General features: G+C 45.8%; 12 protein-coding genes and 1 riboswitch. Of the genes, 6 read left to right on the top strand and 6 right to left on the bottom strand.

Features of this window, described 5'->3' with window-relative positions; genetic code table 11:
* Positions 1–5: 5 nt before the first annotated feature.
* Both AC1DN5_RS06670 and AC1DN5_RS06665 read right to left on the bottom strand, forming a co-directional pair.
* Positions 6–200, bottom strand: coding sequence for an alpha/beta-type small acid-soluble spore protein (locus AC1DN5_RS06670; protein ID WP_013352019.1), 195 nt, complete (start codon positions 198–200; stop codon positions 6–8).
* A gap of 134 nt (positions 201–334) precedes the next feature.
* Positions 335–1,036, bottom strand: coding sequence for a DUF1836 domain-containing protein (locus tag AC1DN5_RS06665; RefSeq protein ID WP_016936370.1), 702 nt, complete (start codon positions 1,034–1,036; stop codon positions 335–337).
* A gap of 148 nt (positions 1,037–1,184) precedes the next feature.
* On the opposite strand from AC1DN5_RS06665, the gene htpX reads away from it, so the two are divergent.
* The 4 genes from htpX (at position 1,185) to AC1DN5_RS06645 (ending at position 4,532) form a co-directional block, all read left to right on the top strand.
* Positions 1,185–2,078 (top strand): protease HtpX, encoded by an 894-nt coding sequence (gene htpX, locus AC1DN5_RS06660; protein WP_045925667.1) that lies wholly within the window; start codon positions 1,185–1,187, stop codon positions 2,076–2,078.
* A 158-nt stretch (positions 2,079–2,236) separates the two neighbouring features.
* A complete protein-coding gene (locus tag AC1DN5_RS06655; protein ID WP_047475329.1) occupies positions 2,237–3,589 on the top strand; it encodes a TrkH family potassium uptake protein in 1,353 nt (450 codons plus the stop codon).
* 96 nt (positions 3,590–3,685) lie between these two features.
* Complete coding sequence (locus tag AC1DN5_RS06650; protein ID WP_366969672.1) at positions 3,686–4,360, top strand: DUF421 domain-containing protein; 675 nt, start codon at positions 3,686–3,688, stop codon at positions 4,358–4,360.
* Position 4,361: 1 nt separating this feature from the next.
* Complete coding sequence (locus AC1DN5_RS06645; protein WP_016936366.1) at positions 4,362–4,532, top strand: hypothetical protein; 171 nt, start codon at positions 4,362–4,364, stop codon at positions 4,530–4,532.
* Positions 4,533–4,573: 41 nt separating this feature from the next.
* Here AC1DN5_RS06645 and AC1DN5_RS06640 read toward each other — a convergent pair whose 3' ends face one another.
* Entirely contained in the window at positions 4,574–5,596 is a 1,023-nt protein-coding gene (locus AC1DN5_RS06640) for an acyltransferase family protein (RefSeq protein ID WP_188153987.1), read from the bottom strand.
* A gap of 255 nt (positions 5,597–5,851) precedes the next feature.
* Between AC1DN5_RS06640 and AC1DN5_RS06635 the strand changes: the two genes are divergently transcribed.
* The gene (locus AC1DN5_RS06635; RefSeq protein WP_198698768.1) at positions 5,852–8,071 is read left to right on the top strand and encodes a PAS domain-containing sensor histidine kinase; all 2,220 of its coding nucleotides are present in this window, start codon (positions 5,852–5,854) and stop codon (positions 8,069–8,071) included.
* Positions 8,068–8,565: a methylated-DNA--[protein]-cysteine S-methyltransferase gene (locus tag AC1DN5_RS06630; protein WP_060675374.1), complete on the top strand. Its 498-nt coding sequence runs from the start codon at positions 8,068–8,070 to the stop codon at positions 8,563–8,565. The genes AC1DN5_RS06635 and AC1DN5_RS06630 overlap by 4 nt, the downstream gene beginning before the upstream one ends.
* Before the next feature lie 241 nt (positions 8,566–8,806).
* Here AC1DN5_RS06630 and mtnA read toward each other — a convergent pair whose 3' ends face one another.
* From mtnA to AC1DN5_RS06615, 3 genes are all read right to left on the bottom strand, one after another.
* The gene (gene mtnA / locus AC1DN5_RS06625) at positions 8,807–9,868 is read right to left on the bottom strand and encodes an S-methyl-5-thioribose-1-phosphate isomerase (RefSeq protein WP_366969478.1); all 1,062 of its coding nucleotides are present in this window, start codon (positions 9,866–9,868) and stop codon (positions 8,807–8,809) included.
* A gap of 6 nt (positions 9,869–9,874) precedes the next feature.
* On the bottom strand, positions 9,875–11,059 hold the full coding sequence (gene mtnK, locus AC1DN5_RS06620) for an S-methyl-5-thioribose kinase (RefSeq protein ID WP_045925661.1): 1,185 nt from the start codon (positions 11,057–11,059) through the stop codon (positions 9,875–9,877).
* A gap of 109 nt (positions 11,060–11,168) precedes the next feature.
* Positions 11,169–11,323, bottom strand: a riboswitch (SAM riboswitch).
* A gap of 92 nt (positions 11,324–11,415) precedes the next feature.
* Positions 11,416–12,195 carry a carbon-nitrogen family hydrolase gene (locus AC1DN5_RS06615; RefSeq protein WP_366969477.1) on the bottom strand — a complete coding sequence of 260 codons (780 nt, stop codon included), beginning with the start codon at positions 12,193–12,195 and terminating at the stop codon, positions 11,416–11,418.
* Between the last annotated feature and the right edge of the window lie 75 nt (positions 12,196–12,270).

The following is a 12,270-nucleotide window of genomic DNA, read 5'->3' as shown; positions in this document are numbered from 1 at the left end:
CTGCATTATTGAGTTTTGCCGTTTAATTGTGATTGAGCCTGCTGTACAAGCCGCTTTGTCATTTCCCCGCCTACAGAGCCGTTTGCGCGTGCTGCTGTATCAGAGCTAAGGTTCACGCCGAATTCTTGAGCCACTTCATATTTAAATTGGTCAAGTGCCTGCTCGGCCCCTGGAACTAAGAGTTTATTTCTGCTCGCCATCTTTTTCATCTCCTTTTCTCTGGCAAGATGTTTTTACGCGTTTTAGTTTCAAACGGAACGGCATTGATTATGCTGGCAATTGTTGTGCACCTGAAAAAACCCCGGCGCAGACACCGGGGCAAAAAACGTATGAATTATAATAAATGGCTGGTCATTTTGTAAGCGGAGGCTTGGATATGGAAAGTCAAGACGGAGAGCACGGTAACCGCGAGTATGGCCCTGATATTGTTCCATTGCCCGCTTTCGAGTTCTTGAAAGCAGCCTCTGAGCTTGTCCGTCTGCTGTTCAACAAGCTCCTGCAGGCTCGTTTCCTTCATCGGCGGGTTTGTCTTATGATGAAGATAATCAATCACCTGGGCGCAGCTCTCGTAATAGCTGATCGGGCTGATGACGTCATCTGATCTGTCGGTGATCGTGTTAAAAGCGATTTTTAATATGGCGCGTATATGTTCGAAGTCATAAATTGATTTTAAATCACGTACAATGAGAAGGATGACAGCTTGTTCAATTGTATATTTTTTTCCGAGTAAAGGGTGTCCGATTAAATCTTTAATATCGCGCTTCACCCAGTTTTGGACGGCGGTTGATTTTAAAGACGTCAGCTCGCACAGGTTTCCCAGCTCGACAATCTCGTTTGTTGAAAGCCCGTATTCCTTTTTCTCTTTTTTTCGTTCGAATCTCGTCAGAAATTCAGGGATGTGCAGCCGGCTTTCCGCTTCATCCAATGTCATGTCCGCTGATTGCAGTAAGATTTGGAGAGGGGTTGCGTCTCCTTGGCCTTTTAACGCGTAAAGAAGCCGCACCATATCGGTTCGGGTCAGTTTAAACGTGTTCATGATTCACCTCTGATTGATTACGTGTTCACTTTCTTATATCACTGAGAATTACATTAACATCATACGTCGAAATTGTTGCATTTTCAAACAGATCATTTATAATTTAATTAAATAAGTTCTTTTGATCTTAAAAAAGACGGAGGTAATTATGGCGAAAAGAATATTTCTGTTTATTTTAACGAACCTTTTGGTCATTACGACAATCGGAATTGTGCTTACGATTATTACAAGCGTTACCGGTGTCGGCTCGTATATACAAAATGGCCGCGTCGATCTGATGGCATTGCTCGTATTCAGTCTTGTCGTCGGTTTTGTCGGTTCTTTTATTTCTCTCGGTATGTCCAGATGGATGGCAAAAACGATGATGGGCGTCCGGGTGTTAAATCCGAAGAAGCAGTCACTCAGCTATGAAGAGCAGCAATTGGTTGACCGTGTGCACAGATTGTCCCGTGCAGCGGGGATGACGAAAATGCCTGAAGTCGGCATTTATCATTCATCTGAGGTCAATGCCTTTGCGACCGGGCCTTCTAAGCGCCGCTCGCTTGTTGCGGTTTCCTCAGGTTTATTGCAGCAGATGGATGATGCTGCGGTGGAAGGGGTTCTTGCCCATGAAGTCGCACACATTACAAACGGTGACATGGTCACGATGACGCTGCTTCAGGGAATCGTCAATACGTTCGTCGTATTCCTCTCCCGTATCGCGGCATGGATTGCGAGCCGCTTTGTCAAAGAAGATCTCGCGCCGGTCGTGCATTTTATCGCGATGATCGTGTTTCAGATTATTTTTTCCATTCTCGGCAGTCTTGTCGTCTTCGCATACTCGCGTCACAGAGAGTTCCACGCTGACCGCGGCGGTGCCGACCTTGCCGGAAAGGATAAAATGATTCACGCCCTGCGTACGCTGAAGTCTTATACGGGACATGTGAATGAAGAGGACCAGACGGCGGTGCAGACGTTAAAAATTAACGGCAAAAAGCATTCGTCACTGTTCTCCACACACCCTGATCTGGATGAGCGCATCCGCAGGCTGGAAGCCAAATAATCAACAAAACCTCTGACAATCATTTCAGAGGTTTTTTGTTTAAAGATCGGCAAATTACATAAGGTAATGAAAAATCTTTCTAAAAAGCCCTTTAAAAAATCTCCCAATATCATTAGAATAATTACGTACTACATTTGAGAGGCAGAAGGAACTATCTTATGAAATTAAAGCTGAAGAAATTCATACAGGTTTTGTCGCCTGCACAGCTGATCGCGTTATATTATTTTCTTGCTGTGACGGTGGCATTTATTTTGTTAAGTCTGCCGGCCGCCCACAAACAAGGGGCCAGCTGGTCGTTTATAGACGCGCTGTTTACGGCGGTCAGCTCAGTCAGTGTCACCGGTTTAACGGTCGTCAGCACGGCTGACACGTTCAGTACTGCTGGAATTGTCATTTTGGCTTTCGTGCTGCAATTCGGCGGCATCGGCATTATGACGCTCGGAACATTCGTCTGGCTCATTATGGGCAAACGGATCGGTTTGCGGGAACGGAAGCTCATTATGGTGGACCAGAATCAATCGCAGTTTTCCGGTATCGTCAACTTGATGAAGCAAGTGCTGTTTTTGATTTTATTAATCGAGTTTTTAGGCGGCATCATTTTAGGAACATATTTTTTAACGTACTATAATTCGTTTGAACAGGCGTACTTGCACGGCTTCTTTGCGAGCGTCAGCGCCACGACAAACGGCGGTTTTGATATTACGGGAAATTCACTCGTTCCGTTCAGGCATGACTATTTCGTGCAGTTTATTACGATGCTTCTGATTGTTTTCGGTGCGATCGGGTTTCCGGTGCTCGTAGAAGTGAAGGACTTTTTGTTTTCAAAACAGCGCAGATACTCATTTACGCTGTTCACGAAAATTACGACCGTAACGTTCGGACTGCTCGTTTTGTTCGGGGCTGTCGGAATATACGCGCTTGAAGCCAGCCATGTCATGAAGGGAAAAAGCTGGCATGATGTTTTATTTTTATGTCTCTTTCAATCAACCGCTACGAGAAGCGGCGGGCTTGCGACGATTGATATCAGCCAGCTGTCCGCGCCGACATTATTTTTCATTTGCGCCCTTATGTTCATCGGCGCATCGCCGAGCTCGGTCGGCGGCGGAATCCGTACGACGACATTCGCGCTCAATCTTCTTGCCCTGTTTCATTTTGCCCGCGGAAATAAAGCGGTCAAGGTCTTTAAGCGTGAGCTTCATCAGGCTGATGTCATAAAGTCGCTGGTCGTTACGATGATGGCGATTCTGCTCGTATTTGGGTCAACGCTGATTCTGGCAGTGACGGAGAAAAATCAGACGCTGCTGGGGCTGCTGTTTGAAGTTTGTTCCGCTTTCGGAACGACCGGGCTTTCGCTGGGAATCACTCCGCATTTAAGCGACATCGGAAAATGCGTGATCATGGTGGTCATGTTTATCGGCCGAATCGGTATTTTGACGTTCCTTTATTTAATCGGCAGAAAAGAAATCGAAGCAAATTATCACTATCCGAAGGAAAGAATCATTATCGGCTGACACCGCTTTTTGAAAAGCGGTGTTTTTTTATTACCAGAAAATGGATGGGTGGAAACCGTTTCATTGGAGATTCTAATTCGTAAAGAGGTGACGTCATTGCTTGCCGTTTTTTGGAAATCTTTGATTATGATAGCTGTCGGTACCTTTTTATTGCGAATTGCCGGACGGAAATCGATCAGCCAGCTGTCGGTGACTCAGACGGTCATCATGATTTCCATCGGCTCGATTATTATTCAGCCGTTTATTGAACATAATTTATGGGAAACCATTTTCGCGGCGTCGATTTTTATCGCAGTACTGATTCTGATGGAATATTTAGAAATCAAATCAAACTTTTTTGAGTTTTTGTTTTCGGGGAAAACTATCGCCGTTGTCAGAGACGGAAAAGTCATCCCGGAAAATTTAAAAAAGATGCGTTTCACCGAGGCGCAGCTCTCCATGCGGATCAGGCAGGAAGGCCTCGGGGACATAGAGGATTTTAAATATGTGCTGCTTGAGCCGAACGGACAGATCGGCTATGAGCTCATTGATGATGCCAAAAATGTGACAGTGCGCGACCTGAAAAAAATGTTTGATGAATTCAAAACAGATCTGCAGACAGAAGGAGGAAATCAAATGAAACGAAAAGCAGCGAAGAATGAAGCTTTGACCAACAACAATACACCGACTGAGAGCATGGATAAAGATGCATACAAAACACAATATGACGGCGATCCCGGACTGAGAGGGGCAAACCGCAAATCAAAGCACGGCAGACAAGGGGGCGAATAATATGACGAAAACAAACCGGCACAGCAAAGACATGCAAAATCATAAAAAGCCGATGGACCCTAAATTGCTTGAAGAAGAATTTTCAAGTGAGCTCGGAGATTATAACGCCGGAAAATGGATTGAAACGCTTGAACAGACGAAGCCAAAGAAAAAAGAAGACGGCAAAAAATAAAAAATACCTCTTAGGCGATAACGCTTAAGAGGTATTTCACATTATTTCGAATAAGCCCCGTTCCTTGTTCCTTTAATCGCTTGAAGCCAGCCGGTAATCCGCAATTCAATAAACGGCTGTGCGGCCGTTTTCACCGCATTGCTGGAGAGAATGGATGTGAGGGCGGCCGTTAAAATCAAGAGAATGACCAAATTCTGGTAATCAGACAGATGATCTTCAAGCCCGATCTGCCGCAGCGTTTTTATAATGAATCCATGCAGCAGATAGACGTAAAACGTTCTCGTCCCCCACTTCGTAAAGAAATAACGCTTTTGCGGAACGAGCGCCAAAAAGCTGAAGGTGGCGGCAAAGGCCAATACATACCAGCCGATCCGCGACAGACCGCTCAAAAGCGTCACTGTGCCGAATGTAGAATAAGGCTCCGATCCGAACAGCCACGAGTAATCAAAATCAATGCACCAGCATAAGAGGAAAACAATGCCCAGTACGCCCGCGGCAATCTGCCTGCCCCTTTTAGCCCGAAGTAAATCAAAGTGCTGTTTTTTTAAATAAAACCCGACGAGGAACATCGGAAGAAAAACAAACGTCCGTGAAAGACTCAGCGTGCTGCTGACGAAATCGAGATACCCGATCATGACGGCAAGCCCGCAGCTTGCCCCAAGCGCCCACATTTTCGGCAGCTTCGTAAAGGGATACAGCAGCAGATTCCAAAAGAATAAGCTGACTAAAAACCAGAGAGACCACTGCGGATCAATCGGATTGACGCTCGTCATGCTTTCATCCTGAATCAAATAGTAAAAAACCGAGTAGATGCCCTGAAAAATCAGGTACGGAATAATCAGCTTCACAGCCAGCTTTTTTACATAACCTTTCCGCTTAAAGTTTTTTGCGAAATAGCCGGAAACCAGGATAAAGGCCGGCATATGAAAAGTATAAATGAATTTGTAGAGATGGAGCATAAACTCATTTCCGTTAATAAATGACCGGAGGATATGGCCGAACACCACCAGAAAAATCAAGATAAACTTGGCGTTGTCAAAATAACTGTCTCGCGATTTTGTCATAGCATCACCTTCTCTTCAAAAATCATCCACTGCATGATTATTTCCTGATGATGTTCATTTTAAAATAAAAAACAAAAAATTGAAGGAGGAAAAAAGGGATTGTTAGGATGATGTAACGGGGAGGTAAGGATCGTAGAAAAAGACTCTAACTTGTCATATCATTGAAATTTTCTGAAATGTATAGGGCGAATGAAGGAAGATGAGGTATTTTGTAGAAATATTGAAGGATAGGTTTTTGAAGAAGGAGTGTACTGAATGGCTGAAACTCTGGATTTGCAGACAAAGGAGTCGCTGAAAGAGCAGCTGAAGCGGCTGAAGGAGGAAAATGACCGCCTGAAGAGTGATTTGAACCGGTATCATGTGATTATGAATAACACGCTTGATGCCATTTTTATATGCCATAAGGAAATGAAAATCGTCCAGGCGAACGAGGCCGCGGCCCGGATGATGCAGATTGAGGCAGAGAGCCTCATGAACCGCTCCGTTCTGGACTTTTTATATTCCGTGCCTCAGGAAGAACTGAATAAGGCCGTGAAAAAATTTTTGAAAAAGGGCTATCTGTGGAAAGAGGTGCCGATTAAGCTTGACAGCGGCGCGACGAAATACATTGAATTCCTCGCCAGAGACGGAATTGGGGAGGATTATTTTTTTGTGGTAATGAGGGATATCTCCTCTAAAAAAATCTTAGAGCGTGAATTCTCCATGAACGAGCAGCTGTTCAAAGATTTGTTTGACAGAGCTGTCGACGGCATCGTGCTGTTTGATAAGGACGGCGGTTTTATTGATGCGAACCTCTCTTTTTGCAAAAGCTTTGAGATCGGCCAGAATGAACTGTCCCATCTGTCGCTCCGCCATTTTACCGATGGAGAAAACAAAAAGCACCTGAAAGAAATCTGGGACACCCTCCGGAGAAAAGGAAACGCCAAAGGAGAACTGCCGGTCAAGCTTCGGTCGGGCGAGGAGAAGCTGTTTGAGTTTACGATTACGTCCAACTTAATCAGCGGGTTTTACATGTCTATTATGAGAGACATAACGGAGAAACGGTCGATGGAATTGAAACTTTTTAAAAGCGAAGAGCGCTTCCGCGAAATCTTTGAAAACGCCATGGACGCGATTGTCATTTGGTCTGATGACGGAAAAATCGCCAAAGCAAACGAGTCGGCGTGCCGCATTTTCGAGCTGCCGATGGATAAGCTGGTGGAGACGAATTTATGTACGTTTATCGTTGATCCGCAGAAAAAATACAAGCAGATTAAGAAGAAATATGAAAAATACGGGGAAATCCGGGAAGAGATGCTGTTTCAAATGGCAAACGGCCAATACAAAGAGCTTGAGTTCACATCAAAACGAACCATACTCGAAGGTCAGCATTTAACCATTTTAAGAAATGTCAGCGATCGTAAGCGGATGGAAAAAGAATTGCGGGAAAGCGAGCTGAAGTTCAGAAAAGTATTCAACGGCTCAATGGATGGAAAAGTCTTGTTTGACAACCAATTCCGCATAATTGACGCGAATCCTCTCGCAAGCCGTATACTCGGCATGCCCGATCATGAGCTGAGAGCGCATACCGTTCCGGATATTCTTTCTTTATTTGAAATTGAAAACGCGGGTGTACCCGCCAAAAAGATCGATCTGGAAGGAATGGATAATGAAATCCCCTTCTTGTTAAGCAGCAGTGACAGCCGCAAATTGGAATTTTCCTTCAAAAGGAATATCATTCAAAATATGAACCTGGCCATCTTTAAAGATGTCACCGAGGCCAAAGAGCTTGAGGAGAGGCTGCGGAAATCCGACACTCTTCACGTCGTAGGGGAGCTGGCGGCCGGCATCGCCCACGAAATCAGAAATCCGATGACGGCGCTGAAAGGGTTCATTCAGCTTCTGCAAGGAAGCATTGAAGGCGAATATTCCCTGTACTTTAACGTCATTACCTCAGAATTAAAACGCATCGAGTCTATCATTACCGAATTTTTAATTTTAGCGAAACCTCAGGCAATATTATATGAAGAAAAAGACGTGACGCAGATTATGAAAGACACGGCTGATCTCTTGAATGCCCAGGCCAATCTTGTCAATGTGCAGATCCATTTGAACCAGACCGGGAACATCCCGCCGATTTATTGTGAGCCGAATCAATTAAAACAGGTGTTTATCAATATTTTAAAAAACGCCATTGAAGTCATGCCGGGCGGCGGCAATATCTACGTGACGATCCAGCCTTCTGATAAAGACCACATTCTGATATCCCTTCAAGATGAAGGAACAGGCATTTCTGAAGACAAATTAAAACGTCTGGGCGAGCCATTCTACACGACAAAAGACAGGGGGACGGGTCTCGGTCTCATGGTCAGTTATAAAATCATCGAAGAGCATCAGGGCCGCATTCATGTGGAAAGTGAAGAAGGGAAGGGAACGGTTTTTCATTTGACGCTTCCGATCCGGCAGAATACAGAAGAAAGAAGGAGCGGCGAATGATCTGCTTTACAAGTGTGAAAGCACCGTTTGGAACGGTCAGTCTGACGGAGGAAGAGGGCTTTATTACCGGCCTGTTTCTCACCGGGGAAGATTTTGAGGAATGGCGGAAAGATACGCCCGGCGTGAAATTTTGCGAAACCGATTTGCTGTCGGAGGCGAAACAGCAGCTGACATCATATTTTTCCGGAGAGAGAAAGCATTTCTCTCTGCCTCTGAAACAACAAGGCACACTCTTTCAGGAAAAGGTATGGAACGCGCTGGCGATGATTCCTTACGGTGAATCACGAAGCTATGGCGATGTAGCTGAAGCGATCGGCAAGCCGAAAGCGGTGCGCGCCATCGGACAGGCCAATAAACGCAACCGGCTGCCGATTTTTGTCCCGTGCCATCGGGTAATCGGCAAAAACAGCGCCTTAACGGGATACGCGGGCACGAAGACGGATGTAAAAGCGGCGCTGCTGAACATCGAACAAATATCCTATAAAGAAAAATAAAGCATATGGCACGTTCCGTTTTTTCACGTCCGACATATCATTTTATTAAGTGAAAAAAGTTGGTCTGATGAAAAAGGAGGACGAAGCCTGATGAAAATGAGCCGTCCGCAAAAGATAGCCGGTTATGCAGAGCTGTTTTTTAAAATGCATCTGATTTCAGCCGCCCAAAAAGATGAAGTGCTGACATTATGCAGACAAAAAAACCGCTGACATTGCCTGAGGCAACATCATCAGCGGTTTTTCAGCTCAGCTGGCAGTCTGCGAATAATTGTTCAATTTCTTCCGTGTAAGAACCCGTCACAATTCCTTTCTCGGTGATAATGCCTGAAATCAGGCTGCCCGGTGTGATGTCAAAGGCCGGATTGAAGACCGGCACATCTTCGGGAGCGGTGCGTATGCCGGAGATTTGTCTGACCTCATCCGGATCTCTTTCTTCAATCGGAATCTGATCGCCGTTTTCAATCTGCAAGTCAAAGGTCGAAAGCGGTGCGGCCACAAAAAACGGAATCTGAAAGGCGTTTGCCAAGATCGCGAGGCCGTACGTTCCGATTTTGTTGGCTGTATCTCCGTTTTTAGCAATTCTGTCAGCGCCGACAATGACCGCTGAAATATGTTTTTCCTTCATTGTATGGGCGGCCATGCTGTCAGTAATGAGCGTGACATCAATCCCGCCCTGCATCAGCTCCCACGCCGTCAGCCGCGATCCTTGGAGAACGGGCCTTGTTTCACATGCGTAAATATGAAGGCCGAGGTCTTTTTGTTTCGCTAAGTAAAAGGGAGCAAGCGCCGTACCGTACCGGCTTGTGGCAATTGAACCCGCATTGCAGATGGTCATGATCTGGTCGCCTTTTTTAAAAAGGTGCAGCGCATTTTGGCCGATCATCCGGCATGTTTCTTCATCTTCAACCTGAATTTGAATGGCTTCATGAACGAGCGTTGTCTTCGCTTCATTGATTGAGATTGCATTCCTGATGGAATCCGTCAGTCTGTCAAGCGCCCAAGCGAGATTGACGGCAGTCGGTCTTGAGCTGTTTAAATATGCTTTGACATCGGCGAGCTGACGGCGGAAATCAGAAAGATCGCGTGTTTCAAACGATTTGGCGGCAAGCGCGAGTCCGAACGCCGCAGTTATACCGATGGCCGGAGCGCCCCTTACTTTCAGTGTGACAATCGCGTCGAATACATCTTCCTTTGTTGCAAGATCCGCATACTCAGTGACCTCAGGGAGCTTTTGCTGATTTAAAATGCGGATGTGTGTTTCTTTCCATTCCACGGAACGGGGGATGGCAAATTCATTTGTCATGCTGCATCATTCCTTTACACGGAGCTTAAATTGATCCAGAACCTCAGTAATATGCTTCAGTTCTTTTCTGTTTTCGATATAATAGGCGCCGATTTCAAGCGCCAGCTTCTTCCGTTCAATTCGTTTATCAAACGGAGTGATTTCATCCAAGTCAGCCACATGGGCGAGCCCGATCGTGCGCCGGATCAGTTCGCATCCCGCAAAACCGACCGCTTCCTCAAACGCGTTTTTCAGTGTATCTTCCAGCAGGTGTCTGCAGGAAGGCAGGCAGTCTTTCTCCCATGCTTCACTGAATGTTTTTACAAATGTGTCCCATACGGCGGAGGTGTGGTCATATAATGGCTGTCTGTCGTCACCGTCCCGGCTGAGTGCGTTTAACAGCAGATTTGCAATAAATTGGCCGATGTCAAAGCCGATCGGTCCGAAGAAAGCAAACTCGGGATCAATGACCTTTGTTTCATGTTCATCGGCGAAGATGCTTCCCGTATGCAGATCGCCGTGAACCAATGTTTCCGCGGAATTCAGAAAGACGGCTTTCAATTCATCAGCGCCTTCTTTCAGGCGGGAATTGTTCCAAATTTTTTCTGCGTATGGGCGCAGCTCCTCTTCAAAATCGTTTGTTTCATGGTCGAGAAACGGTTCTGTAAACACAAGCCTTTCTGTAATATTGCAAAGTTCGGGATTTGTAAACTGCTTTGCGAGCTGCTGTTTTACTTTTGCATCAAGCGCATAATCGGATGAGTAAAAGAGCGTTTTTCCCAGAAATTCACCGATATGAACCGATAAGTTCGGATAATGCTGCCCTTCCAGCAGCCCTTTTCTTGAAATCCGCAAATGCGAAAGGTCTTCCATTACCGTAACCGCCATTTCAGTATCGGAATAGTAAACGGCCGGAACGAGATGGGGCACGTGTTCGCCCTGGCGGATGAGGGCGCTGCTTTCGATTCTCGCCCGGTCAATCGTAAGCGGCCAGCTTTCCCCGACGATTTTCGCGTAAGGAATCGCCTGTTTGATAATCAGTCCCTTTTTGTTTTCTTTATCGAAAACGTGAAAGACGTAATTTAAATTGCCGTCGCCGATTTCACGGCATGTGAGAGTGCTTTTGCTTTGAAATAAGCCGAGCTTCACAGCTAACGCTGCGGCGGAGCTTTCCGTTAATTGTTCATAAAGACTTGTTTTAGTTGCAGACATGGATTTACCCTCCAATTATGTAGTGGCAGTAAGAGATCGTGACGGAGAATACGCCCGAAAAAAAGCCTCCTTCTCTGAAAGAGAAGGAGGCCGAAACAGTGCAGTCCGCCTCTTATCTCTCAGATAACATCTGATGGAATTAGCACCGTGCCCTATGAGACAATCGTCTCGGCGCAAAATGTACGCGCCCCATTTCACAATGGAATTACGGTCGGTTGCTGTTGGGGTCAAAAGGCCAATCCCTCGCCCAACTCTCGATAAGAGAAAAATATATTGATTTGTATCACAATTCGGATTAATCAGTTGATGAAAATATTAGCAGGTGCCGGATATTCTTGTCAACATTTTTTTGAAAATTAATATAAATCACGCCGCAAATCTTTGAAAACCGGGATGGTCTCGCGTACGGACGCGCTTTCTGAAACATCGATTTCCGCCCGGACTGCGCCTTCCGTCCGATCTCCTTCCGCTAAAATCCTGCCCCACGGGTCAATAATCAGACTGTGGCCGGCAAATTCATTATCGGGATTTGACCCCGTGCAGTTAGAGGCTGCGACAAAACATTGGTTTTCAATGGCTCTGGCGACAAGCAGACTCCGCCAATGATCGAGGCGGGGCAGAGGCCATTCCGCAGAGATAAACAGGACATTCGCTCCTTGGGACGTATGCTTTCTGATCCATTCGGGGAAACGGATATCATAGCAGATCAGCCCGGCGCACTTGACACCGTCAAGCTCAAAGGAACCATCACTGTTTCCTGCTGTCAGATACAGATGTTCATCCATCAGTTGAAACAGATGGGCTTTCTGATAGCGCTTCACGATCTGCCCGCTGTTATCGGCGATGTACATAGTGTTATAGACATTTTCGCCTTCTTTGACGGCAAAAGATCCGGCAACGAGGTGTACGTTGTATGCTTTGGCCGTTTTTTTAAGCCATTGTGCCGAAACTTCGCCGTTTTCATCCGCCAGCTGGTCAAGCCGTGTGAGATCATAGCCGGTCGTCCACAGCTCAGGAAGCACGATGACATCAGCATGGCGGCTTTCTTGCTCAATCAAAGATTCTGCTTTTTTGAAGTTTTCTGAAGGATTTCCGTATGAAATATCAAATTGCAAACAGGAAACGGTCCATTTCATTTTTTATACACCTCAAGTTTCTCTTTACTTTTTTTATTTAACCATATATGATGATGGACTATCATTTCAAGACAT

Source organism: Bacillus sp. 01N42_2 (assembly GCF_056399565.1).
This window is presented reverse-complemented; position numbering and strand designations above follow the sequence as displayed.